Consider the following 25,048-nt stretch of genomic DNA (forward strand, 5'->3'; position numbering starts at 1 on the left):
CTGCCCACGGTGCCCACTCACGGCCAAGAGACGCGGGGACCTGAGCCTGAGCACATACCCCGCGCCCCAGACCGCTCACTCACCGGAGCCCCTTAGAACCCCCGCCGAGCCCCGCCGTCCACCGAAACCATCACCCCGCTGACGTACGCCGCGGCCGGTGACAACAGAAACGCCCCCGCCCGCCCGAACTCCTCCGGGGTCCCGTACCGCCCCAGCGGAATCGCCGACTCGTTGGCTGCTCGCCTGGCGTCGGGGTCGGGGGCCAGGCCGTCCAGTTCGCGCATGCGGTCCGTGGCGATGCGGCCCGGGAGGACGCCTACGACGCGGATGCCGCGGGGGCCCAACTCGTCGGCCAGGGACTTGGCGAAGCCGGCCAGGCCGGGGCGCAGGCCGTTGGAGATGGCCATGCCGGGGGCCGGTTCGTGGGCCGTGCCGGACAGGACGAAGCCGATCACACCCCCAACTCCCAACTCCGCCGCCGCCGTTCGGGCCAGCCGTACCGCGCCAAGGAACACCGACTCGAAGGCCGCCTGCCACTGTTCGTCGGTGGTGGCCGCCACGTCACCTGCCGGCGGGCCGCCGACGCTGACGAGAATGCCGTCGAAGCCGCCGTACAACTCCCTTGCCGCGGCGATCAGTCGGCGCGGGGCCCGCGGGTCGGAGTTGTCCACGGCGACTCCCGCCGCGTTCGGGCCCAGCCCGGCCGCCGCCTCGGCCGCGCGCTTCTCGTCGCGGCCGGTGACGAGCACCTTGGCGCCGTCGGCGACCAGTTCGCGGGCCACGGCGTGGCCCAGCCCGCGGGTGCCGCCGGTGACGACGTACACCTTGTTCTTCAGTCCGAGATCCATGATTCCGGTCCGGTCCCTTCTAGAGGCCGAGGGTCGTGGCGACGACCGCGTCGACCCCGGCCGCCAGCTTCGTGTCGTCCTCGTCCGTCCCTGCCCACGTGACGTGTCCGTCGGGGCGGATCAGGGCCGCGCGTACGTCCGCCCACGCGGGCCGTGTCCCGTCGGGCGCACCGGCGTGGACCGTGATCCGCTGTCGGGCGCGGTCGGCCAGCGCGCCCTGTGCCGTCAGGTCGAGCAGGACGTACGAGTCCGCCCGCAGCGCGCCGAACAGCGTGCCGTCCGTGCTGGTCAGGGGCAGGTCGGGGGCGCGGGTGCCGGTCACCGGGTGGGCCGTCGGGTCGGGGCTCGGGTAGGCGACGTCGAGGGCGGTCAGCCGGCCGGCCAGGACATCGCTGAACTCCCGTGATTCGGGGACCATCCGGCTCAGCAGGTCGCGCAGGGCGAGGCCCTCGGGCGTGAAGGCGTGGAACAGGTAGGTCTGCGCGCGGCTGTGCTCCATCAGCTGCTCGCCGACCGGGTGGCGGTCGGTGTGGTAGCTGTCGAGGAGCCCGTCCGAGGCCCAGCCGTCGATCGTCGCGGCCAGCTTCCAGCCGAGGTTGAAGGCGTCCTGGAAACCGACGTTCATGCCGACACCGCCGGTGGGGTAGTGCTGGTGCGCGGCATCGCCCGCCAGCACGACGCGGCCACGCCGGTAGTGGGAGGCGAGGCGGGTGGCGTTGCCGTAGCGCGAGAGCCAGGACGGGTCGCGCATGCCGAAGTCCTCGCCGGCGATGTCGGTCACCTTCTGCCGCAGTTCGTCCATGGTGAAGTCGCCGGGCCACTCGGTGGTCGCGCTGTCGGGGCTGGTGCCCGCGATGCGCCAGCGGTTGTCGGGCAGCGGCACGATCATCAGGCCGCCGCGCTCGGTGAAGCGGCTGAAGCCGGGCGCCGGCGGGTTGTCGAGGAGGACGTCACCGAGCCAGCCGAGATAGCGCGAGTCCGTGCCGGGGAACTCGATCCCGGCGACGTCGCGCACGGTGCTGCGCGTGCCGTCGCAGCCCGCGATGTACTCCGCCTCGATCTCGTACGGCCCCTGTGGCCCCTCGACCCGGACGGTCACCGAGTCCGCGTGCTCGGTGAAGCCGGTGACGCGGTGCCCGCGCCGGATCGTCGCGCCGAGCCCACGGGCGTACTCCTCGAAGAGCGCCTCGGTACGGGCCTGCGGGATGAAGAGGGTGTACGGGAACGGGGTGTCCATGACCGAGAAGTCGAGCCGGTTGGACAGGTTGGCGAAGTGGCCGGTGGAGATCTTCAGGCTCTCGTCGAGGAAGCGCTGGTGGATCCCGCGCGAGGCCAGCACCTCGACGCCGCGCGGGTGCACGGTGAGTGCCTTGGAGCGGTTGTCGATCTCCGTGCGGAGTTCCAGGACGGTGACGGAGATGCCGTTCAGCCGGAGTTCGGCGGCGAGCCAGAGGCCGACGGGGCCGCCTCCCGAGATGACGACCTGCGCGGTTTCCACCCGCTGTGCTTCTGCCTGCTGCGCACCCATGAGATCACCCATTTCTTGGTCGCTGACCTAGAGTCTTCGGGTGAAGTAAACTAGGTCAGTGACCAACAAGCAACAGAGCGACCGACTGGATCCGGCCACGGTGATCCGCGCGGGCCTGGCCCTCCTGGACGAGAAGGGCCTGGACGCGGTGTCCACGCGCGCGGTCGCCGACCGGCTCGGCGTGCGGATCAACACCGTGCAGTGGCATGTGAAGACCAAGGCCCGGATGCTGGAGCTGATGGCGGACGCCGTACTTGGCGAGATTCCGCTCACCGACCTCCCGGAAGTCCCCGCCGAACGGGCCCGCGAACTGGCCCGCCGGTTCCGCCGCGCCCTGCTCTCCCATCGCGACGGCGCGGCACTCGTCGTCGGCACCTACGCCGCCGAGCCCATGACCCTGTCCTTCGCGGAGGCCCTGGTCGAGGCGCTGCTCGCGTGCGGCCTGGGCGACCGCGAGGCCGCGTGGACCTCGTGGGCCGTCGTCTACTTCGCCCTCGGGCTCACCCAGGAGGAACAGGCCGTGGATCACCGGCCGTTGGGCGACATCCTGGCGCGCGCGATCTCCGGGACGACCCATCCCGCGCTCCATCGGGTGGCCGGTCATCTCGCGCCGGCGTCGTTCGAGGAGCGGTACGAGTTCGGGGTGGCGGCGCTGCTTGCCGGACGGCGGTGAGGGGGAGGTCCTCCGGGCTCGGGTGAGGGCGCGGATGCGGGGGCGGGTCTATCGGGGGATCCGTCACGCGTTCAGCGAAGCGCCTTCAGCGCGCTCTCGGCAGCGGCCAGCACCGTGCGCGCCTGGTGTTCCACCTGATGGCGGACCGGTACCCAGCGCACCTGTAGGGCTTCTTCGGCGTCCGCGCACCATGCGCTGAAGAGTTCGTCGAGTTCGCGGTACAGCGCCAGGGCCGCCTTGTCGTCCGACGCCTTCAGCAGCCGTAGCAACAGCCCAGCCGCGCGGACGGGTTGGCGGCGGGCGACGATGTTCAGGGCCGCGACCTGGGCCGTCGTCGGGCGTCGAGGGTCGTCGTCGGCCGACACGGCGGCCTGACGGGCCAGTGGTTCCCAGGAGTTGGCGACCATGTCGTAGAGGCCGTCGGCCATCCACTCCACCACCCGCCGGAGCGGGTCGTGTTGGGGCGGCGGCAGAAAGGCGCGTGCCTTCTCGAGTACGGCGGTCACCTGGCGGCCGCCGTCGAGGACCAGGCCGGTCAGGTCGCGGAGGGCGTGTCCGGCGTCCGGGTACGGGGTCAGGTCCTCGGCCAAGTCGCTTGCCCACATGGGGACTTCGACGATCGCGGTGACACCGCCGTACCGCGGGGGAGCGCACCAGGTGGACGCGCCGATGTTCTCCGAACCGGCCGTCAATCGTGCGGTGTTGTCCGGCGGGGGCAGGACGTAGACCGCGGAGCTGGGGTTCTCCCAGTACAGGGCGTCGTACGTGCCGTGCTGGAGGGGGATGCCGAGTTCGGCGGCGGAGGTGCGGAAGGGCGCGGCCAGTTCGGGGAGGTCGCGGGTCAACTGGACCCAGCTGCCGCCCACGTCGGTGCTGTGCAGCGAGCACTGGAGGAACGGCCGCAGGGCGTCGATCGTCTCGAACAGCACCTCGCTCTCCGGGAGTTGGCGGCCGACGATCGGGGCCCACTCCGGTTGCTCGGCGGCGATCGGGCGGTAGGTGCTGCGGTAGTAGCTCCGCAGGGTGGGGACGGCCGCGGCAGTGGTTTCTTCGGTTCCGGCCTCGCTCACGGCCGCGCCGTCCGGGTCGAGACACAGGACGAAGTCCCAGGTGACGAGGGCGGGGTCGGTCGCCGCGAACAGCCGCTCTCCGCGCGCCACTTGCTCCGCCAGTACGAGCGCGGTCGCGCCGCCGACCGGTTCGTCGGGGTGGGGTCCGGCGACCACGAGGACGTGGTGCGGCCCGTGTCCCACGGACAGCATCCGGATCGGGCGGCCCGCACGAGAGCGGCCGATCCGGCGCAGTCGGCAGGCACCGGGATACCGGGAGACCAACTGCCGTGCGGACTCGGTCACTTCGGCGACGGTGGGATAGCGGTCCGTATGATCGGCGAATTCTTCGAAACATTCGGGCGAAAACATTCGACGGCCGGATCTTGATTTCTGGCGATCCATGAGAGACCTCCTGTCGTGAATCGTTCAAGAGAAGGTGTGAGCTGGGGAATTAGGTAGATGGTCACGCGTTGGCGAGCTTCGAATATTTCGCACTCGGAACCGAAACTATTGACAGTTGACAGGGGCAGACCAACACTGACGCCGTCGTGACCGCGATGTGAGCGGACGAGGAGGAAGCACCCGCATGAACAAAGCACCCGCACCCCCACTCCGGCCCTTCAGGCTGTTCGTCAGCGGCGTCTGCACCCTGCTGCTGGCACTCCTGGCGGCGATGACCCTGCCCGGCACCGCCAGTGCCGACACGGTCGTCACCACGAACCAGACCGGCACCAACAACGGCTACTACTACTCGTTCTGGACCGACACGCAGGGTTCGGTGTCCATGAACCTCGGTTCCGGCGGCAACTACAGCACCACGTGGAGCAACACCGGCAACTTCGTCGCCGGCAAGGGCTGGAGCACCGGCGGCCGCCGCAGCGTGACGTACTCGGGGACCTTCAACCCGTCCGGCAACGGCTACCTGTCGCTGTACGGCTGGACCTCGAACCCGCTCGTCGAGTACTACATCGTCGACAACTGGGGCACCTACCGGCCCACGGGCACGTACATGGGCACCGTCACCAGCGACGGCGGCACGTACGACATCTACAAGACCACGCGCTACAACGCCCCCTCGGTGGAGGGCACGAAGACCTTCGACCAGTACTGGAGCGTCCGGCAGACGAAGCGCACCGGCGGCACCATCACCACCGGCAACCACTTCGACGCGTGGGCGCGCGCCGGGATGCCGCTCGGCAGTTTCAGCTACTACATGATCCTCGCGACCGAGGGCTACCAGAGCAGCGGGAACTCCAACATCACGGTGGGCGGGACGAGTTCGGGCGGCGGCACCAGCGGCTGCACGGCGACGCTGTCCGCCGGTACGCAGTGGAGCGACCGCTACAACCTCAACGTCGCGGTGACCGGCTCCAGCAACTGGACCGTGACGATGAACGTCCCGTCGCCCGCCAAGGTCCTCTCCACCTGGAACATCGCGGCCACGTACCCGAGTTCGCAGGTGCTGACCGCCAAACCCAACGGCAGCGGCAACAGTTGGGGCGCCACCATCCAGCCCAACGGCAACTGGACCTGGCCCACGGTCTCCTGCACGGCGAGCTGACCGCCCCCAACTCCCAAGGCTGGAGGACCACTTCACATGGCATCCGCACCGAAATTCGTCTCATTACGATCCCTACGATTCCTACGCCCCCTGGTCGCCAGGCTGGCCGTCATCGCCCTGGCTGCCGCGGGCACCCTCGCCGTCGGCGTGAACACCCCCGCGCAGGCGGCCACTTGCGGCGGGTACGTCGGGCTCACCTTCGACGACGGCCCGTCCGGTAACACCCCCACCCTGCTCAACGCCCTGAAGCAGAACGGTCTCCGGGCCACGATGTTCAACGAGGGCCAGTACGCGGCCGCGTACCCGGCGCAGGTCAAGGCCCAGGTGGACGCCGGTATGTGGGTCGGCAACCACAGCTACACCCACCCGCACCTGACCCAGCAGACCCAGGCGACCATCGACTCGGAGATCTCCCGGACCCAGCAGGCCATCGCGGCCGCGGGCGGCGGCACCCCCAAGCTCTTCCGCCCGCCGTACGGCGAGACCAACGCGACGGTGAAGGCCGTGGAGGCCAAGTACGGCCTGACGGAGATCATCTGGGACGTCGACTCCCAGGACTGGAACGGCGCGAGCACCGACGCGATCGTCGCGGCGGCCGCCCGGCTCACCAACGGCCAGATCATCCTCATGCACGACTGGCCCGCCAACACGGTCGCGGCGATCCCGCGCATCGCCCAGGGCCTGGCCGCCCGCAACCTCTGCGCCGGAATGATCTCCCCGACCACGGGCCGCGCGGTGGCCCCCGACGGCAGCGGCAACGGCGGTGGAGGCGGCGGCAGTTGTACGGCGACGCTGTCCGCCGGTACGCAGTGGAGCGACCGCTACAACCTCAACGTCGCGGTCACCGGCTCCAGCACCTGGACCGTGACGATGAACGTCCCGTCCCCCGCGAAGATCCTCGCGACCTGGAACATCGCCGCCACGTACCCCAGTTCACAGGTACTGACCGCCAAACCCAACGGCGCCGGCAACAACTGGGGCGTGACGATCCAGCCGAACGGCAACTGGACCTGGCCGACGGTGTCTTGTACGGCTAGCTGACCTCGGCCGGGCTGAGGGCCGCCGCGATGGCGGGGGTCACGGGGTGTCCGGCGAGGACATGGCGGACCGCGTCGAGCGGGACGGGGCGCTCGTAGTAGTCCTCGAAGTGGGCCTGGACGGTCTCCGGGGAGCGGTCGGTGAGGAGGTGGAAGAGGTAGCCGGAACCGTCCGGGCTCTCGTGGCCCACGGGGAAGTCGATGGCCGAGCCGGCGCGCCACGCGGTGTCGCCGGTCTCGCGCCACAGGCAGACGGTGACGCGAGGGGCGTCGATGCCCTCGTCATGGAAGGCCGGGTCGTCCAGCAGCGGGCGCAGTGCGGCGGGCACTTCGTCGATGACCCCGGGCCAGACCTCCTCGTCGTCCGTCGCGTACGGGCTCATCGCCGACTCGTGGTCGAAGCCGCGGATGAGCACACCGGCCGGTGCGAAGAGGACGGAGAAGTCGTCCCCCGAGCCGTTGTCCATCAGGGCCGCCTCCTCGCCCGGGCCCCAGTCGGCGTGGAAGCCGTACGCGCAGAACTGCGGATCGTCGCCGATCGTGGCGTCCAGGACGGCCAACGCCCGTAGGCGGACGCGGAGTTCGGCGGGGTCGGGGAGGAGGGCGGCGGCCTCGTACACGGTGCTCATGACCTCATGGAAGCAGCTGCCACTGACAATCCCGGCGCGGTAACGGACAATCCCGGCGCGCTACTCGGCAATCCCTGGCAACGAGATCCCCGCCTCGGCCAGCAGCCCCCGCTCCCCACCCGTGAACGCAGGGCCGTCCAGCTGCGGCCGCAGCGGCCCAACTGCCGCCGCCGCCAGCACACTTGGCCGCAGCAGGGCCGTGCCCGGGGACTGGAGGGTCAGGACCTCCGTCATCGCGGTGGCCACGCGGTACGAGCCCGTGGCGGTATGGGACAGCCGGCTCACATAACGCTGGAGGAGGCGGTCGAGGGCGCCCGCGCTCCGGCCCTGCGTCGTCTTGTAGTGGATGTCCTGGCCCACGGCGAGGCTCCAGGCGAGTTCGACAGGTCTCGCGATGGCCCGTTGGGCCTTGCGGGAGAGGCCGTTGGTGAGGCCCGCGGACGTGAGTCGAGCGCGCAGGGCCACCGCGCCGAGGGCTGCCACCGACATGCCGTGGCCATAGACCGGGTTGAACGCGGCGACCGAGTCGCCCAGGGCGACCAGGCCCTCGGGCCAGGACTTCAGACGTTCGTAGTAGTAGCGGCGGTTGACCGTGCCGTGGGTCAGGGCGACGTCGGTGAGGGGCTCGGCGTGGGAGAGGAGGTCGGCGACGACGGGGTGGCGCAGCGTGCGGGCGTAGGGCTCGAACTCGGCCGCCTCGCGGGTGGGTTGGGCGCCCGGGGTGCCGATCAGGCTGACGTGCCAGCGGCCGTCCTCGATCGGGACGATGCCGCCCGTGCGGCCGGGTTCGCCCGATCGCGGGTCTGCCTGGACGTTGATCACGGGCCAGTTGAGGGTGGGCACCGGGGCGCGGTAGATACGGCTGGCGTACGCGATGCCGGAGTCGATGCGGTCCTCGGCCGGGCCCTGGATGCCCAACTCGCCCAGCCATTGGGGAGTTCGGGACGCTCGTCCGGAGGCGTCGATCACCAGGTCCGCGGTCAGGTCGGTCTCGGTGCCGTCCGCCGCGCGCAGCCGTACGCCGGTGACGCGGTCCGAACTCCCCAGCAGGGCCGTGACTTTGGTGTGCGGGCGCACGCCGACGCGCGGGTCCTTCAGCACCTGTCCGCGGACGACGGAGTCCGTGAGGTCGCGGCTCGCGGTGATCAGATAGTGGCTGTCACGCTGCCAGCGGCGGTACCAGCCCTCGGGCGAGTAGATCAGCATGTTGGTCGTCATGGGCACCCGGTTGGCGCCCGCGGACAGCAACTCCTTGAGCGTGCCCGGCAGCAGCTCCTCGATCGCGTTGGCCCCGCCCGACAACAGGACGTGGAAATGGGCGGCTTGGGGAACGCCCGGACGTGCCTCGGGCCCCTCGGGCAGACCGTGCGCCTCGATGATCTCGACGCTGTCGACGAAGTCCCGCACGGCGGCGGCGGCGAGCATGCCTGCGAGGCTGCCTCCGACGACGACGGCACGGGTGGACAACCGGGCTGTCCTGTGCGGCGATTCGCTCATGGGGGCTGCTTTCTCCAGACGGGCACCGTTCGTGCGTGGCAGGGGTACCGGCGAACCGGATCACATCAAGAGGCCTCGCAGAATATGCCAATCGCAAGAGGACGGAAACGGGGCCGTCGGCCTCACGCACCGTCCAGCAGCGAGGCGAGCCCCCGGTCGAGGGACGGTTCCAGAGCCTCCCGGCCCGGCTCGGTCACCCGGTACGTGCGGCGCAGGAAGTGGTGCAGCGCGACCGTGTCGAAGCGGATCATCGCGATGCCCTCCGGCGAGTGGAACTCGACGGCCGTGTGGGCGGGGCCGTAGGGACGGATGTGCACGTTGCCCATCCCGGCCGGGGTGGCGAGCCCCTCCTCAAGGAGTGCCCGCGCGAAGGTCCACGTCACCTTCTTGCCGTCGAGCGATATCCAGGCGGGGAACAGGAGTTGGACGGCGAAGGGGTCGCCGGAGGAGTAGCGCAGGGTGACCGTCACCGCCAACTCCTGGTCGTCGTCGGCGATCAGGCGGGCGCTGGTGGGCTGTTCCAGGGTGACGTGGCGCATGGGCGGTCTCCGATTCGGGTGGGACGGCGGCCTGTTGTGCCGACTCACCCTCCTTGAGCGCGCGGAGGGGCGCTTGATTACGCCGTTGCGCAAGAAGGTTGATGTGATCTGGGTCACCTTCTGTTGTCGCTGCAACTTTAGTTGAAAGTTTCGGCATCTAGGCTTACACATCTTCCCCGCCCCCCTTGGCAACTGGAGCGTTGCTGCCATGAACGACGGTCCCACCGCCGCGTACGCCCGGATCTACGAGGAGCAGCAACCGCGCCTCGTCGCCTACGCCCGCTCGCTCACCCGGAACACCTGGGTCGCCGAAGACCTCGTCGCCGAGGCGCACTTCAGGGTGTGGCGCAGGCTGTCCGCCGGCCATGAGATCGACAACGTACCGGCGTACCTCATGACGACCGTGAAGCACCTCGCCACGGCTGCGGGGAGCGCCGCGCGCGAGACACCGCGCGATCCGCAGGCGGACGAGCGGGCGGACGCGAGCCACGCGCAGGTCCACGGGGGCGACCCGGCCGAGCAGGTGTCATCGACAGACCTGCTGGTACGGGTACTTGAGCAACTGCCCGAACGCTGGGTGAAGGCGCTGTGGCTGGCCGAGGCGGAGGGCCTGCCGCTCGCCGCGATCGGCCCCCAGCTCGGCACCAAGCAGGGCGCGACGGCCGTCCTGCTGCACCGTGCGCGCGAGGGCATGCGGCAGGCGTTCCTGCGCGAGCAGACCGGTGCCCCGGACGATCCCGCGTGCCAGGTCCACTGGGCCCGGATGCCCGCCTACGTGCGCGGCGGCGCCACCGAGCGGCAGTCCGAACGCCTCCTCGGCCACGTCGACGCGTGCGACGACTGCGCCGCCCGCCTCGCGGCCCTGATGCGCGCCAACGACCGCCTCCCCGCACTCGTCGCACCGGCCCTGCTGGTGTTCGTGCTCGGCGGCACGGGCAAGTTCCTGCTCGCCGCGTTCGGCGCGGGTTCCGCGGGAGCGGCCACGGCCGCGGCGGGTGGCCATGGTGCCGGACTGCTGCACGGCGTACGCCACGTGGCAGTTGGCGCTTCCAAGACACAGATGGCGGCCGCCGTCGGTACGGCCGTGGCGGGCGCCGTCGCGGTCGTCGTCCTCCTCGGCGGCAGCGACGCCACCGAAGTCCCGGTGGCGAAGGGCCCGGTGGCCGAAGTCCCGGTCACCCAGGCCCCGGTGGCCTCCGAGCCGCGCTCGGGGAAGCCATCGAAGACACCGGGCAGGAGCACGGGTTCTACGGCCCCTGCGGCGGACGGGTCCATAAGTGCCGTGTCTCCGGCCGCACTTGGCGGCACCGGAGGCGGGTCGGTCGTAGTGCCGGTGGGTGGTGGTGGGGCAACTCCGGTTCCCCCGGCGCCTGTTGAGCCGCCGCCGGTGATTACCGAGCCGACTCCGGCTCCGACCCCGCCTCCGACTCCTGCTCCGCCGGTGACCACGAAGCCGGAACCCGAGCCGACCCCCACACCACCGGTGGTCACGGAACCGAAGCCGGAACCGAAGCCGGAACCGACACCGACGGAACCGACACCGACGGACCCCGCTCCCACGCCTCCGAAGAGCGAGGAGCCGACGCCGGAGCCGAGCACTCCCGTGCAGGAGACCCCGGATCCCGTCACCACCCCGGAGCCCACGGCCCCGTCCGAGCCCTCGACGTCACCCACGCCCGAACCGTCCAACCCGACCGGCGACCAGCCCTGTTCGGACGGAGCCGGCGCCGGGGGCCAGGACGGGAACGGGAGCGGATCAGCCGATGGCGTAGGCGCGGTAGACGGTCTCCACTGACGTGCCGCCGGCGGAGTCGGTCACCTGCGAACGCAGGGCGACCGCACCGGAGGCCGGGTTGTGCACGGCGGCCTTCCAGGAGGAACCGGAGCGGGTGACGGTGACGGCCTTCCAGGTCGTGCCGCCGTCCGAAGACGCCCAGACCTTCAGGGACTTGACCGTCGACTTGGTGAACTTGACGTCCGGGCCCTGGGATCCGCGGCCCGCGCTGACGGTGACCGACGTGGTGCTGCTCGCCTTCGCCCGGTTGCGGCTGTCGAGGCCGGCGGGCAGGAAGCGGGTCATGAAGACCGGGGCGACCACCGACTTGGCCGGGTCTGCCTTGAACCGCCAGTCCAGGGTGACGCGCGACGAGAGCATGCCGGACGGGAAGGTGATGCCCGGGTGGTAGCGGTGGGCGTCCACGGTCAGCCGGTAGGTGCCGGCCGAGTGGATACGGGCGGCGAAGGTGTCACTGGCCGAGGAGCCCCAGTTGGTCAGGGTCTGCTTCTTGACGGTGGTGCTCCCCTTGGTCAGGACCACCGTCTCCTTCGTCGGGTCGGCGCCCCAGACGCCCACGTCGGGGTCGCCGATCAGCGCGTCCGGGATGAAGTTCACGGACTTCTGCCAGACGAAGGGCAGATAGTGCAGCGGGCTCCACACGGCCCGCCCGAACGACTGGGTGAAGCTCTGCCCCGCCTTCAGCGTCCTGGTCGCCGGGAAACCGCCACTGACGACATCGCCGTTGTTCGCGATCACGTCGTCGCGCGGCTGCCAGGTCCCGGGCGTGACATGGACCGCGGTGCTGAACGGCGCGGTGTCGTCGGTGACGTTGGCGTACAGGTCGGTCGTGCAGTCGTCGACCTTGGGCGCGGCCTGGAGAGCGGTGTCGTTCTGCGTGCCCATCTGCGTCCCGGCGTGCACCGAGAACCGCAGCGTCGCCAGCTGCGACCGCTTGAACGAACCGCCGGGCGCGGCCGGGATACCGGTCGTCTTCTTGACCGCGACATAGCTGTCGTTGCCCGACCACTGCGCCATGTACCCGAACTGGAGCAGCTTGGAGGAGTTGGGGATCGCGTAGAGCGACCCCGCGTCGTTCCAGCCGCCCGCGCTGAACGCGGAGGGCATGTCCATGTCCGCGGCGCACACCTGCGCGCTGATCCGGGCCGGCTGCGTCACATCGGCCGGGGTGTCCAGCGACACCTTCACGGCCTTGCCCTTACGGGCGTCCAGCGTCACGGACCTGGCCCCCGACACCGTCACCACCTGCGCGCCGATCGTGTCGGTGCCCAGACCGTCGGTGGCGCTCTCGTAGATGTCGGTCATCGCGAGGTACTTGCCCGCCGGCAGGCTGAGCCGCTTGCCCGACTTGACGGTACGCGTCTCACCCGACGACGCGTTGACGACGGTGATCGTCGTCGCGACCTTGGCGCCGTGCCGCCCCAGCGTGGTCACGGTCAGCGAGCCCGACGCCGCCTGCGCGGACGCGGCCGGAACGAGCAACGGCCCCGCGAGCGCGGCCACTCCGACGAACGCGAGCGATGCGACCGGCGTGCGTCTTGTCCGTCGTACGGACATGCTTCCCCCTGTGGACATGGTTCCCCTCCGAGCCCCGAACCCTGAATCCCAACCCCGAAAACGGCTCATCGTAACCGTGCCGCAGACGCGTTCGATCAGCGCCCCGCCACCAGACGGCACGCCTCCGCGTACGCCCGGACCAGCGGCCGTCCGCCGTCCTCGCGCCGCCAGGCCAGGGCGTAACGGCTCGGCGAAATCCCGTGCACCGGGCGGGTGATGACACCGCCGAGAGTGATCAGGTGGGCGTTGCCCGTGGCCACCAGGCAGACGCCGAGACCGGCGACCAGCGCCTCGTACGTCTCCTCGGTGCTCGCGATCTCCGCGCCGATGCGCGGCAGTTGGCCACCGCGCTCGTCGAGGGCGAGCCAGTGGTCGCGCAACGGGCCCGCGTCGGACGGCAGGGCGAGGAACGGCTCGTCGGCGAGGTCCGCGAAGTCGACCTCGGCGCGAGCGGCCAGCGGATGGCTCTCCGGGAGCGCGACCAGGCGGGGTTCCTCCGCCACGACCGTCCAGTCGTAGCGCTCCGCGTCGGGCAGCGGCAGCCAGACGAACGCCACGTCCGCGTCGCCGTCCGCGAGACCCGCCGTCGGATCGTCCCAACTCACCTGCCGCAGCCGTACGTTCGCCTCGGGACGCGCGGCCGTGAAGCGGGAGCGGATCGCGGGCAGCAGGCCACCCCGGCCGGGGCTGGTGCTCATGCCGACCACCAGGGTGCTGCGCCCGGCCGCACTCACCTCCGCCAGCACGTTCGCGCCCTCCGCCCAGAGGGCCAACACCCGCTCGGCGTACGGCAGTAGGGCCGCACCGGCGGCCGTGAGCGCCACGCCCTGCCGGTCACGCCGGAACAGTTCGGCGCCCAACTGCCGTTCCAGCGCCCGGATCTGCTTGCTCAGGGCGGGCTGCGAGACGTACAGCCTCTCGGCCGCGCGCGTGAAGTGGAGCTCCTCGGCGACCGCGACGAAGTAGCGCAGGTCCCGTACGTGGACGTCCGTCGTCATAGCCATTGGTTATCAGCGTAGGTCTTGGACGGGTGATCGGGGGCGGGAGCAGGCTGGTCGGCAGATGGACAACAGGGGATCTCAAGGGGAGACGTCATGAACAAGGTGTGGCTGGTCACCGGTGCGAGCAGCGGGTTCGGGCGGGCGATCGTCGAAGCGGCGCTCGCGGCCGGTGACGTGGTCGTGGGTGCGGCCCGGCGGACCGAGGGGCTGGACGACCTCGTCGCCGCGCGGCCCGACCAGATGGAGGCGCTGCGCCTGGACGTCACCCACACGGGGGCGGCGGAGGCGGCCGTACGGGACGTGGTGGCGCGGCACGGGCGGATCGACGTGCTCGTCAACAACGCGGGCCGTACGCACGTCGGGGCCTTCGAGGAGACCACCGAGCAGGAGCTGCGGGACCTGTTCGACCTGCATGTCTTCGGGCCCGCGGCCCTCACGCGCGCGGTGCTGCCGTTCATGCGGGAACGGCGCTCCGGGGCGATCGTCCAGATGAGCAGCATGGGCGGGCAGATGTCCTTCGCGGGCTTCTCGGCGTACAGCGGAACGAAGTTCGCCCTGGAGGGGCTCTCCGAAGGGCTCGCGGACGAGGTCGCCGAGTACGGCATCAAGGTGCTGATCGTCGAGCCGGGTGCCTTCCGGACCGCCCTCTTCGACACGAGCCGGGCCGGGGTCAGCGCCGACAGCGGGGTCTACACCAAGGTGAGCGAGACCCGCGGCTTCGTCTCCGGCGGTGACGGCGCCCAGGCCGGCGACCCCGCGAAGGCGGCGGCCCTCATCCTGGCCGCGCTGGACGCAGAAGTCACTCCGCTGCACCTGCCCCTGGGCGACGACGCGGTGAACGCCGTCCTCGACCACCTCGACCAGGTGCGCGGCGACATCGCGGCGTGGGAGAAGCGGACCCGGGCGACCGGGTTCGACGCGTGACGGAAGGCTGAGCAGCCGGGCCTGCTCCCGTTGTCAGTGCCGCGTGCCACGATGGGTGCACGGTGAGACGCATGGGGAGCAGGGGGGTGACATGGAGGGCGAGTTTCCGCGGGCCGGACGGCGGGCCAGGGAGCTGTGCGCACGGGGCACGCGGCTCTACGACGTGGCGCGCGCCCTGCGTGAGGACCACACCCGCGCGCTCGACACCGTCCGCTCCGCGCTGGAGCCGCTGCGGGCCGAACTCGTCGCGCAGGAGCTGGAGTCCATCCCGGTAGCGAGGCTGAAGGACGTCACCGAGGGGCGGCTGCGGCTCGGGGCCGTGGAGGCGGCCGGGCTGACCTCCGTGCGCGCGGTGCACGAGGCGAGCCGGTACGAGCTGCGGCAACTGCCCGGCGTAGGACAGCAGACCGCCGACCGGGCCCTCGCCGCCGCCCGGCAGATCGCGCGGGCCGTCGCGGAGACCGTGTCCGTGCGCATCGACGTCGACCACCCCGAACCCCGCACCACCGCCCTGGTCATCGCCCTGCAACGGCTCGTCGAGGCAGGCCCGGAGCTGCGCCGCGCCCTGGACGCCGCGAACCGGCTCGACGAGCGGCTCGGCGCCCTGCTGCCCGTGGCCCGGCCCGCCAGCAGCAGGCTGCTGATGGCGCTCGCCGGGCGCAGGCGCCGGGAGAGCGCGCTCGCGGCGGTCGCCGAACTCCACGAACTGGTCGCCGACCCGGCCGCCAAGGACGTACGGCTGCTGATCGCGCAGGCCTCCACCGACCTGCTGCGGCCGCCGGTCTCCGACATCGAGGCGTGGGTCGACTTCGAGCTGCGGTCCGCCGAGTACTACAGCCAGCTCGCCGAGGTCGACGGACAACAGCCGGACCTCGCGGCGAGCGAGGGCTTCCTGCCGACGGAACTGGCCGAGCGCGTGCACGCCCAGCCGCTGGACGACACCCACCGCCGGGTCTCCCTGCGCGGATACCAGTCCTTCGGTGCACGCTTCGCCCTGGCCCAGCGCCGGGTCGTCCTCGGGGATGAGATGGGGCTCGGCAAGACCATCCAGGCCATCGCCGCGCTCGCCCATCTCGCGGCCGAGGGGCAGAGCCACTTCCTGGTGGTCTGCCCGGCCAGCGTGCTGATCAACTGGACCCGGGAGATCGGCTCCCGCAGCACCCTGCGCGCGCTGCCCGTGCACGGCCCGGACCGGCACGAGGCCTTTGCGGAGTGGGGTGAGCGGGGCGGGGTCGCGATCACCACCTTCGACACGCTGCACACCTTGCCGACGCCGGCCGACACGTCACCGAAGGGGAAGCGGGCGAAGGCCGACGCGCCGACCGGCCCCACCCCGGGCATGCTCGTCGTGGACGAGGCCCACTACGTGAAGAACCCGGACACCCGCCGCACCAAGTCGGTCGCCCTGTGGACCGAGCGCTGCGACCGCGTCCTGTTCCTCACCGGCACGCCCATGGAGAACCACGTCGAGGAGTTCCGCACCCTCGTCCGCCACCTCCGCCCCGACCTGCTGCCGACGGTCCGCAACGGCACGGCGGCGGCCGGACCGCACGCCTTCCGCAAGTCCGTCGCCCCGGCCTATCTGCGCCGCAACCAGGAGGACGTGCTCACCGAACTCCCCGCCCTGGTCCAGGTCGACGAGTGGGTCGAGCTCGGCGTCGCCGACCGCGAGGCGTACGCCCGCGCGGTCGGCGACGGCAACTTCATGGCGATGCGCCGGGCCGCCTACGCCGACACCGAGAAGTCCGCGAAGCTGCACCGCCTGCTGGAGCTGGTCGCCGAGGCCGCGGACAACGGCGTGAAGGTGGTGGTCTTCTCGTACTTCCGGGACGTCCTCGCGGCAGTCGAACAGGCCCTGGAGAAGGGGGTGTTCGGGCCCATCTCCGGAAGCGTCCCGGCCGCCCGCCGACAGCAGTTCGTCGACGACTTCACCCAGGCCCCCGGCCACGCCGTCCTGCTCTCCCAGATCGAGGCGGGCGGGGTCGGCCTCAACCTCCAGGCCGCCTCCCTGGTCATCCTCTGCGAACCCCAGGTCAAGCCGACGGTGGAGCACCAGGCCGTGGCCCGCGTCCACCGCATGGGCCAGATACGCACGGTCCAGGTGCACCGCATGCTCGCCCCCGACAGCGTGGACGACCGGCTCCTGACCATCCTCAAGAACAAGGACCGCCTTTTCGACGCCTTCGCCCGGCGCAGCGCCCTTGCGGACGCCACCCCGGACGCGATCGACATCTCCGACGCCACGCTGGCCCGCCGCATCGTGGAGGAGGAGCAGCAGCGACTGGCGGCGGAGGCCACCAACTGACCGCTCCTCCAGGGGAGTTCGGCCGTCACGAGCGCACGTCGAGTTCGGCGAGAGCGGCACCCTTGCCGCCACTGCGCACGGTGACGCGGACGTACCGGGCGGGCGTGCCGTCGGGCGAGTGCCAGGTACGACGGTCCGCCGAGACCTCGACCGTGTACGACCCCGGCTGCTTGGTCCACGTGGGGTGAACGGTCCCCACGCGCACCGCCCGCCCCAGGTCGACGGTGAGAGCGGCTCGGTCGGCGTCCGGGGACCAGGCGGTCGCGGGGCTGCCGTCCACGGCGGCCTCCGGGTAGCGGCCGGAGGTCGAGGAAGTCGCCGTCGCCGGGCGGCAGCGGGCCAGATCGGTGGTGGGGGTGAGGTCCGGACGCCGGGTCTTGAGGGTGACCGTGCCGGAGAGGGTGCGGCGCCCCTCGGGGGTGTCCAGGGAGAAGGGCGCCCCGGACCGCAGCCGTACCGTGGTCGTCTTCGCCCCGATCGCGATGTCGTACGTACGACCGCGCCAGCGCAGCCCCGACAGGCGGACGCCGTCCGGGAGTTGGGGCGGCAGGGTCGGGTCGAGGTGGAGGGAGTCCGGGCGCAGCCGCAGACCGGTGAGGCCGTGGGTGAAGACCTGGAGGAAGCCGCCCTTGCCGGTGAGGAAGTCCTGGGCTGGGGAGCCCGAGAGGGGGTCGGACGCGCCCGCCTTGTCGCCGCGCGACTCGGAGAAGAGGGCGAACGGGCCGCGCGCGAAGGGCTGGTAGGCCCGCCGCAGGAAGGTGTACGCGGCACAGCCCGGTTCGCCGATCGCCGCCGCGTCGATCGCGTGGACGGCGTCGGTCATGGCGGGGCCGTCCGGGTCGGTGCGCTGGGCGTAGTAGTCGAGGGTGGCGGCCGCGGCACCGGCCGGCATGGGCCACTCCAGCGGGTAGATCAGCAGCACGGTGTCGGCCTGCTTGATCTGGGAGCCGTTGTAGCCGTCGTACTGGAGGAAGATCCTGCGCTTCGGGTCGTAGGGGATGCGCAGGCCGTTCGCGACGGTGAGCCAGTCGGCGGGGGCGGGGGTGCCGAGGACGTGGGCCGCGTCGGTGGCGGCGCGCAGGGCGGTGGCGGCGACGGCGTTGGTGTAGACGCCGTCGTTGACGCCGTTGCTGTACTCGTCGGGTCCGGCGACCTCCTTGACGGAGTACGAGCCGTCGGTGTTCTTGGTCGCCCGCGAAGTCCAGTACTGGGCAAGGCCGTTGAGGAGCGGCCGGCCTCGGGTGCGGAGCCAGGTGCGGTCGCCGGTGGCCAGGTAGTACTGCCAGGCGGCCAGCGCGATGTCGCCCTGGAGGTGGTTCTGGGTGACGCAGTGCGGCGGCTGCCAGCTCTGGCACTCGCTCCACAGCCGCCCGTGACTCGCGCTGGTCCAGGGGAAGAACAGGCCCTTCACCGCGGTCTTCGCGGCGTTCTCGGCGGCGGCCGTGCGAGTGCGGTAGCGGTATTCGAGGACCGGCCGGGCGAGGTCCGGGTGGGTCGCGAGCAGGGAGGGGAACATCCAGGTCTCGGCGTCCCAGAAGACCATGCCGGCGTAGTTGTCGCTGGTCAGCCCGGCGGGCGCGATGCTGTTCCGGGCGCCGGGGCGCAGCGCGGACAACAGCCCGTACTGCGCTGAACGGGCCCAGAGTTGGAGATCCGGATGCCTCGGAACCTCGATGTCCGACGACCACAGCGCCCGCCACGCGGCACTGTGCGAGGCGAGCAAGGCGTCCCACCCCCGCCGCGCGGCCACCCCGGCGGCGTCCCGCGCGGCGGAACGGGGGTCGCGTGAGGTGAGGGCGGTGTCGACGCCGACGTACTTGGTGGCGGTGTAGGTACGGCCGGAACGGACGGGGACGACGGTGGCCTGACTTGCGCTCAACTTGCTTTGCCTGGGCGCCTGTTGATGGGTCCCGGGTGCGTCCAGCACGGACGCGACGGCTCCGTCGACACCCGTCCCGTCCGTGCGGAACGCCACGCCGATGGTGTGTTCGCCGATGTGCCCGCCGTCGGTCTGCGTGACACGGCGGGCGCCGCGGCCGTCGAGGCGGTCGGTGAGGGTGAGTTCGCCGTCCCAGTGCGGGGTCACGCGCAGGTGCACGGCGCCGGTGTGCGGGGTGTCGCGGGCGGCGAGGACGTCGTAGACGAGGTCGGTGCGGCGGCCGTCGGTGGTGGTCCAGGTGAGGGACGTACGGACGTACCCGCAGCGGAGGTTGAGGGTCTGGCGGTAGTGGCTGACCCGGCCGGCACCCTCCCCGCCGTACGTCTCGGTGCCCGCCGTGACGTCGAGGCCGGTCCAGTTCGGCAGCGCGGCGAGGGCCTCGCGGCCGGCCGTGTTCGCGGGGCCCCGGGCATAGAGGCCGGAGACGAACGCGCCGTCGTAGCGCGGGGTGTAGAGCGGCCAGCCGGTCTTCTCACCGGACGCGGCGTACCCGGCGCCGGCGGGCGGGACCCGGGTGCCGAGGTAACCGTTGCCGACGTAGGGGTGGTACGTGTCGGCCGGGTCGATCCGGGTGGCCGAGGGCGCCCAGCCGCGCGCGTCGCAGTCGTCGCGAGGGCGGGGGAGGGGTGCGGCTGACGCCGGGGGCAGCGGAAGGGGGAGGAACAGCGCGGCGGCGAGGAGCGGGAGCAGCAGACGGGTCGGCTTGGTCACCGTTCGACGATGGGGTGCGCCGCGGGACGACGGCGGGAAGCGCGCGGGGGATTACCACGTACGGAGCGCACCCGGCCCCGAGCCCCTACCTCCCGTACGGGGTCGGATCCGTGACCCAGCCCGCCGTCAGGATCAGGCGCGACTCCCGGTGTACGGCCAGGAAGCCGAAGGGGCGGTCGAAGCGGGCGGTGACGACGGTGGTCGTGTGGCGGAGGTCGGGCCGGGCGGCGCCGTAGACGGGCGCGACCGCGGTCACCGCGGCGGCGCGGAAACCTAGGGCGCCGAACTGGGCCATCGTGGACTGTTCGGCCTGACCGATCGCCAGCGGGGTCGGGCTGATGCCGGGGAAGTGGCCGTCCCGGGTGTCCATCGCCGTCGTGAGCCCGAACAGGCCGTGCAGGTCCAGGAGATCGTGCCGCGCCCGCATGTCGTACGCCACCGTCGTCACGGACAGCTCCGGCGGTTGCGGTGTGGCGCACCGCTGTTGCTCGACGCGCAGGCCCGGTCCCACGTCGCCGTACGGGAGTTGGCCGCTCGGGACCACGGGGAGCCGGCGGGCCAGCACGTCAACTCCCGTGCCCAGTACCTGACCTGGCGTCATGCGCTGCTCGCCGAGCAGCAGGTGGACGTCGATCCCGTTGTCGCCGGGGACCTTCAGCTCGGTGACGTAACCGTGCGGGCCGCTCACCACGCCGGCCCGGTCGAGCCGGACGCCCGTGCGGTGCAGGCCCGCCAACTGCCGTCCCTGCCAGGGCCCGGCGTCGGGGCTGAGCCGCAACTCGCTGAAGGGGCGCGGCCATTCGGTCCGGAGCGCGAGCGCGCTCGCCAGGACCATCAGCACGCCCTCGTCCAGCGTGACCGGCATCCGCTCGATCAGCCCGCCCGTCCGCTCGGCCGCCCACGCGTCCAACGCCCGTTGCGAGGCCGGGAGATCCTCGGTGAGCACACCGTGCGTGCCCGCCGACAGCCCCGCCCGCCACTCCTCCCGTACGGCCAGTTCGCGCCGGGTCCACAGGCCGAGCGCGGAGTTCAGCCCGGGCATCGACTCCATCGCGCCCAGCAACTCCCGTGCGGAGGCGGCCGCTTGGTCGGCGGGCAGCCCCACCGCGTCCGCCAGTTCCGCCCGCGCGGCGCCCGACGCCCCGTCGGCGAGGAACGCCAGCAGCGGCCACACCCCGGCCGCCGAGAAGACCGAGCCACCGGTCACCGCGTCCGCCCAACGCGCCGTCAGCCGGTTGACCGCGTCGACCGTCACCCCGACCGCCGTGCCCCCGACCAGCGCGCCCTGAACCGCTCCCAATTCCGCCCCCGTGAGTGCCGTAGCGCAAGATCGCGCACGGGAAGGCTATCGTCGCCCGCCCGGCATCCGACGCTCAGCCCCGGTCCCCCTCGTCCTGCTCGGGGTCCGGTTCCGTGACCCAGCCCGCCGCCAGCACCAGCCGTGAGTGACGGTGCAGGGCGAGGAAGGCGAAGGGGCGGTCGAAGCGGGCGGTGACGGTGGTGGTCACGTGGCGGAGGTCGGGCACACCGGTGGCGATGGCGTCGACGGCCGTCACCGCCGCCGCGCGGAAGCCGAGCGCGCCGAACCTCGCCGTCGTCGACTGCTCGGCCGACCCGATCGCCAGCGGGAACTCGCTGATCCCGGGGAAGTGACCCCGCGAGGCGTCCCGCGCCGTCGTGAGGCCGAACAGGCGGTGCAGCGCGAGGAGATCATGCCGCGCGCTCATGTCGTACGCCGCCGTCGTCACGTCGAGCGAGGGTGGCTGCGGGCTCGTGCGGCGTTCCTTCGTCACGCTCAGGCCCGGTCCCGGTTCCCCGTAGGGGAGTTGTTCCCCGGGTACTACGGGATGACGGCCGTCCAGGATCCCCACGCCCGCGCCGAGGACCTGCCCGGACGTCATCCCCTCCTCCCCGAGCAGGAGATGGACGTCGACCGCCGACTTGCCCAGCACCTTCAGCCGGGTGACATGGCCGTCCGGTGTGTCCGCGACGCCGATCCGGTCCAGGACGGCCGTGCTGCGGAACAGGCCGAGCGGGACCCGGTCGCTCCAGTACGCGCTCTCCATCGGCACCTCCTCGAACGGGCGCAGCCACTCCGTGCGCAGGGCCAGCGCGCTTGCCAGCACCAGTTCGGTGGCGTCGGTCAGCGCCACCGGCATGCGCTCGATCAGCCCGCCGGTGCGTTTCGCCGCCCACGCGTCCAGGGCCGTGCGGTCGGCGTCGAGGTCACCCGTGAGGACCCCGTGCGCCTCGGCCGGCAGCCCCGCCGCCCACGGCTCCCGCAGCTCCAGCGTCCGCTTCGTCCACAGCCCGAGCGCCGAGTCCACGCCCCGCATCGCCGCCAGCCCGCCCAGCAACTCCCTTGCCGCTGCGGCCGATTGCTCCGCGGGCATCCCCACCACGTCCGCCAGCTCGGCCCGAGCCGTACCCCCGGCACCGTCCGCCAGCAGCGCCAGCAACGGCCACACCCCCGCCGCCGAGACCACGGTGCCCCCGTCGACGACCCCGGCCCACCGCGCCGTAAGCGCGTTCACCGCCCGTACGGTCCCCCACCCAACCCGCTCCCCCAATTCTCGACTCCGCTCGAACCGGGGGGACCCCCATCGCCCCCGCTCACCTCACGCTTACCATGCGCCAAGTCGTACGTCAGTCCCGCATCTGAAGATCTCCAGCTCTCCAGCTCTCCTTCCGGAGATCCCCGCCCGAACCAGGAGCACGGTAACCGGTGTCCATACCCCCGCCCCCGGAGCCCCAAGGGCCGCCCACCCCGTACGACCCGTACGCCCCGCCCGCGCAGCCCCAACCCCCTTACGGCACACCGCCGCAGAGCCCTTACGCCCCGTACCCCCAGGCCCCCCACATCCCTCAGGGTCCCTCTGGCCCTTACGGCCCGCAGCCCTACCAGACCTGGTCCCAGGGCTACACCCCGTACAACAACCCCGCGCCCCTCAACGGCATGTCCGTCGCCGCGCTCGTGCTCGGCATCCTGTGCTGCATACCGGGGGTCGGGGTCGTCCTCGGGCTGATCTCGCTGAACCAGATCAAGAAGCGGGGCGAGCGCGGGCGGAGCATGGCGGCGGCCGGGATGGTGCTGTCGGCGTTCGGGCTGATGGTGTGGGTGCTCGGGGCGACGGGCGCGGCGACCGGATTCTGGGACGAGGTCAAGGACAGCGCGCGGGACAGCTCGAGCGCCTCCCCGGTGAAGGGCGAGTGCTTCGACGCGCCCAGCGGTTCGCTGGAGGGCATGACGTACGACTTCGACGTGGTGTCCTGCGAGGGCGAGCACGACGGGGAGGTGTTCGCCGTCGTGCGGATGGGCGGCGGCGCGTACCCCGGGGACAAGAAGGTCACCGCCACCGCCGACGACAAGTGCTACGCGCTCCAGGACGCCTACGCCATGGACGGTTGGGCCGTACCCGACGACGTGGACATCTACTACGTCACCCCGACCTCGCAGAGCTGGAGTCTGGGCGACCGCGAGATCACCTGCGTGTTCGGCAACACCGACGAGGAGGCGAGTCTGCCCGGCGGTTCGCTGCGCAACGACGCCACGACCCTCGACTCCGACCAGGTCGCGTACCTGAAGGCGGCCCACGTCCTCAACTCGGCGCTGGACACGGCCCCCGACGCGCGGTACGTCGAGGACGACCTGCCGGGGCACAAGGCCTGGGCGGGCCGGGTCTCGACCGCGCTCACCCAGCAGGCCGATCTGCTGGAGCGTCATGAGTGGCTCGGCGGATCCGGGAAGCCGGTCGCGGCCCTGGTCAAGGATCTGCGGGCGGCGCAGAAGGAGTGGGCGAAGGCGGCGAGGGCCTCCGACGCCGACGAGTTCTACGCGCACTACGACAAGGGCGCCGACCTGATCGACCCGCAGAAGTCGGTCACCGCCCGCGAGGCTCTGGGGCTCGCCACGACCCCTCCGTCGTACGACGAGAGCGACGGTGGCGGGGACGGCGGGGGAGACGCCGGCGGCATGGAGGTGTGACGGCTCCTATAGCGGGGAGAAAGTGCCTGGGTAAAGCCCACGCCGGGCATAAGTCATCACATCGAGTGATTCTCTGGCCTTTGCTTGCATGGCACAACCCACGGTTGCCAGGCTGTCGCTGTCTGTACAACCTGATGGGAGCGGCCAGTGACATTCGGTGAGCAGCCGGCGTATCTGCGCGTCGCGGGTGATCTCCGCAAGAAGATCGTCGACGGCCAGCTGCCCCCGCACACCCGGCTGCCCTCGCAGGCCAGGATCCGCGAGGAGTACGGGGTCTCCGACACGGTCGCGCTGGAAGCGCGCAAGGTGCTGATGGCCGAGGGGCTGGTCGAGGGCCGCTCCGGGTCGGGGACGTACGTGCGCGAGCGTCCCGTGCCAAGGCGCGTCTCCCGCTCCGGGTTCCGGCCGCCGGCCGGCGCGACCCCGTTCCGGCAGGAGCAGGCCGAGGGGGAGGCGCGCGGCACCTGGGAGTCCAGCAGCGAGCAGGCCGAGGCCGGCGTCGCCATCGCCGAGCGGCTCGCGCTCCAGCCCGGTGAGCGCGTGATGTGCACGAAGTACGTGTTCCGGGACGCCGGCGAGACGATGATGCTCTCCACGTCCTGGGAGCCCCTCGCGGTGACCGGCCGTACGCCCGTGATGCTGCCCGAGGAGGGCCCGCTCGGTGGCATGGGGGTCGTCGAGCGGATGCGCGCGATCGACGTCGTCGTGGACAACGTCACCGAGGAGGTCGGCGCCCGGCCGGGTCTCGCCGAGGAGTTGCTCGCCCTGGGGGGAGTCCCCGGGCATGTGGTCCTGGTCATCCAGCGGACGTACTACGCCTCGGGGCGTCCGGTAGAGACGGCCGACGTCGTGGTCCCGGCCGACCGGTACCGGATCGCCTACCACCTGCCGGTCAAGTAGCGCGCCTCGCCCGTCAAGTAGCGCACCGAGTAGTGCGCTTCGTGTGAAGTAGTCCACCCCTTACGGCATTTGTCGCCGGAACCGGTCAATCCGCCCTGTCCCGGGCGCCGTTGGATTCCGGTCTTTCTCGCAGGTCGTTCACCGCGCCTGTAGCGTGCCTCTCACCGGATGCATCGAGGTGCGCCAGCGGCGCGTTCGTCATCGTGCGCCCCCTCCGTCCTGGCTGGTTGCGTACCTCTTTGTGAAAACCCGTATTCGCTGCGTGAAGGTTAGGCGTAGGCTCCGGCATATGCGGATTGCGGTTTCCTTATGGGGTGGGGCACGGCACGAACCGCGAGCGGGAGGCGGAGGGGCGCGATGGCGATGAACGACGGCACGATCACTCTTCCCTGGCTCGTGATACGGCAGGACGACAACGGCAATCGCTACCGCGTGGGGCGGTACGCGACCCGCGCCGAGGCCCAGAAGATCGCGGACAGCCTCGACGACCGCGGACACAAGCAGCTGTACTGGGTCGAGCGGATCGGGCAGAGCGAGGACGCCTCCCGCAACTGACCGCGCCTCCGT

Annotated in this window: 20 protein-coding genes; 9 read left to right on the forward strand and 11 right to left on the reverse strand. The window is 71.5% G+C overall.

Going from position 1 to position 25,048, the window contains the following annotated elements; translation table 11 throughout:
- Positions 1–92: 92 nt before the first annotated feature.
- Entirely contained in the window at positions 93–848 is a 756-nt protein-coding gene (locus R2B38_RS27280; protein ID WP_318018610.1) for an SDR family NAD(P)-dependent oxidoreductase, read from the reverse strand.
- A gap of 19 nt (positions 849–867) precedes the next feature.
- Complete coding sequence (locus tag R2B38_RS27285; protein ID WP_318018611.1) at positions 868–2,376, reverse strand: FAD-dependent monooxygenase; 1,509 nt, start codon at positions 2,374–2,376, stop codon at positions 868–870.
- A 58-nt stretch (positions 2,377–2,434) separates the two neighbouring features.
- On the opposite strand from R2B38_RS27285, the gene R2B38_RS27290 reads away from it, so the two are divergent.
- A complete protein-coding gene (locus R2B38_RS27290) occupies positions 2,435–3,049 on the forward strand; it encodes a TetR/AcrR family transcriptional regulator C-terminal domain-containing protein (RefSeq protein WP_318018612.1) in 615 nt (204 codons plus the stop codon).
- Between the two features lie 71 nt (positions 3,050–3,120).
- On the opposite strand, the gene R2B38_RS27295 is transcribed toward R2B38_RS27290, so the two are convergent.
- Complete coding sequence (locus R2B38_RS27295; RefSeq protein ID WP_318018613.1) at positions 3,121–4,470, reverse strand: M14 family zinc carboxypeptidase; 1,350 nt, start codon at positions 4,468–4,470, stop codon at positions 3,121–3,123.
- A 217-nt stretch (positions 4,471–4,687) separates the two neighbouring features.
- On the opposite strand from R2B38_RS27295, the gene R2B38_RS27300 reads away from it, so the two are divergent.
- Positions 4,688–5,662, forward strand: coding sequence for a glycoside hydrolase family 11 protein (locus R2B38_RS27300; RefSeq protein ID WP_318018615.1), 975 nt, complete (start codon positions 4,688–4,690; stop codon positions 5,660–5,662).
- Between the two features lie 36 nt (positions 5,663–5,698).
- Positions 5,699–6,703 carry a polysaccharide deacetylase family protein gene (locus R2B38_RS27305; protein ID WP_318018616.1) on the forward strand — a complete coding sequence of 335 codons (1,005 nt, stop codon included), beginning with the start codon at positions 5,699–5,701 and terminating at the stop codon, positions 6,701–6,703.
- Here the strand turns inward: R2B38_RS27305 and R2B38_RS27310 are convergent.
- The 3 genes from R2B38_RS27310 to R2B38_RS27320 all read right to left on the reverse strand — a co-directional run bounded on the left by R2B38_RS27310 (position 6,696) and on the right by R2B38_RS27320 (position 9,364).
- A complete protein-coding gene (locus R2B38_RS27310) occupies positions 6,696–7,328 on the reverse strand; it encodes a hypothetical protein (RefSeq protein ID WP_318018617.1) in 633 nt (210 codons plus the stop codon). The two genes, R2B38_RS27305 and R2B38_RS27310, sit on opposite strands and share 8 nt — an antisense overlap.
- Before the next feature lie 60 nt (positions 7,329–7,388).
- Positions 7,389–8,825 carry an NAD(P)/FAD-dependent oxidoreductase gene (locus R2B38_RS27315; RefSeq protein ID WP_318018618.1) on the reverse strand — a complete coding sequence of 479 codons (1,437 nt, stop codon included), beginning with the start codon at positions 8,823–8,825 and terminating at the stop codon, positions 7,389–7,391.
- Between the two features lie 122 nt (positions 8,826–8,947).
- Entirely contained in the window at positions 8,948–9,364 is a 417-nt protein-coding gene (locus R2B38_RS27320; protein WP_318018619.1) for an SsgA family sporulation/cell division regulator, read from the reverse strand.
- A gap of 208 nt (positions 9,365–9,572) precedes the next feature.
- Here R2B38_RS27320 and R2B38_RS27325 point away from each other — a divergent pair, with 208 nt between their 5' ends.
- Positions 9,573–11,159, forward strand: a complete 1,587-nt coding sequence (locus R2B38_RS27325; protein ID WP_318018620.1) for a sigma-70 family RNA polymerase sigma factor — start codon at positions 9,573–9,575, stop codon at positions 11,157–11,159.
- On the opposite strand, the gene R2B38_RS27330 is transcribed toward R2B38_RS27325, so the two are convergent.
- Both R2B38_RS27330 and R2B38_RS27335 read right to left on the reverse strand, forming a co-directional pair.
- Entirely contained in the window at positions 11,121–12,734 is a 1,614-nt protein-coding gene (locus tag R2B38_RS27330; protein ID WP_318018621.1) for a hypothetical protein, read from the reverse strand. The two genes, R2B38_RS27325 and R2B38_RS27330, sit on opposite strands and share 39 nt — an antisense overlap.
- Positions 12,735–12,811: 77 nt before the next feature.
- Positions 12,812–13,720 carry a LysR family transcriptional regulator gene (locus R2B38_RS27335; protein WP_318018622.1) on the reverse strand — a complete coding sequence of 303 codons (909 nt, stop codon included), beginning with the start codon at positions 13,718–13,720 and terminating at the stop codon, positions 12,812–12,814.
- Between the two features lie 90 nt (positions 13,721–13,810).
- Here R2B38_RS27335 and R2B38_RS27340 point away from each other — a divergent pair, with 90 nt between their 5' ends.
- Both R2B38_RS27340 and R2B38_RS27345 read left to right on the forward strand, forming a co-directional pair.
- The gene (locus R2B38_RS27340; protein ID WP_318018623.1) at positions 13,811–14,641 is read left to right on the forward strand and encodes an SDR family NAD(P)-dependent oxidoreductase; all 831 of its coding nucleotides are present in this window, start codon (positions 13,811–13,813) and stop codon (positions 14,639–14,641) included.
- Between the two features lie 91 nt (positions 14,642–14,732).
- Complete coding sequence (locus R2B38_RS27345) at positions 14,733–16,946, forward strand: DEAD/DEAH box helicase (RefSeq protein ID WP_318018624.1); 2,214 nt, start codon at positions 14,733–14,735, stop codon at positions 16,944–16,946.
- Between the two features lie 25 nt (positions 16,947–16,971).
- On the opposite strand, the gene R2B38_RS27350 is transcribed toward R2B38_RS27345, so the two are convergent.
- The 3 genes from R2B38_RS27350 to R2B38_RS27360 form a co-directional block, all read right to left on the reverse strand.
- Positions 16,972–19,596 carry a discoidin domain-containing protein gene (locus R2B38_RS27350; RefSeq protein ID WP_318018625.1) on the reverse strand — a complete coding sequence of 875 codons (2,625 nt, stop codon included), beginning with the start codon at positions 19,594–19,596 and terminating at the stop codon, positions 16,972–16,974.
- Positions 19,597–19,681: 85 nt separating this feature from the next.
- On the reverse strand, positions 19,682–20,896 hold the full coding sequence (locus R2B38_RS27355; RefSeq protein WP_318018626.1) for a serpin family protein: 1,215 nt from the start codon (positions 20,894–20,896) through the stop codon (positions 19,682–19,684).
- 73 nt (positions 20,897–20,969) lie between these two features.
- Positions 20,970–22,130, reverse strand: coding sequence for a serpin family protein (locus R2B38_RS27360; RefSeq protein ID WP_318018627.1), 1,161 nt, complete (start codon positions 22,128–22,130; stop codon positions 20,970–20,972).
- Positions 22,131–22,321: 191 nt separating this feature from the next.
- Between R2B38_RS27360 and R2B38_RS27365 the strand changes: the two genes are divergently transcribed.
- The 3 genes from R2B38_RS27365 to R2B38_RS27375 all read left to right on the forward strand — a co-directional run bounded on the left by R2B38_RS27365 (position 22,322) and on the right by R2B38_RS27375 (position 25,036).
- On the forward strand, positions 22,322–23,581 hold the full coding sequence (locus tag R2B38_RS27365; RefSeq protein ID WP_318018628.1) for a DUF4190 domain-containing protein: 1,260 nt from the start codon (positions 22,322–22,324) through the stop codon (positions 23,579–23,581).
- 147 nt (positions 23,582–23,728) lie between these two features.
- Complete coding sequence (locus R2B38_RS27370) at positions 23,729–24,481, forward strand: GntR family transcriptional regulator (RefSeq protein ID WP_318018629.1); 753 nt, start codon at positions 23,729–23,731, stop codon at positions 24,479–24,481.
- 363 nt (positions 24,482–24,844) lie between these two features.
- Positions 24,845–25,036: an SPOR domain-containing protein gene (locus tag R2B38_RS27375; RefSeq protein WP_318021799.1), complete on the forward strand. Its 192-nt coding sequence runs from the start codon at positions 24,845–24,847 to the stop codon at positions 25,034–25,036.
- Positions 25,037–25,048 lie beyond the last annotated feature (12 nt).

The organism is Streptomyces sp. N50 (assembly GCF_033335955.1).
Taxonomy (GTDB): domain Bacteria; phylum Actinomycetota; class Actinomycetes; order Streptomycetales; family Streptomycetaceae; genus Streptomyces.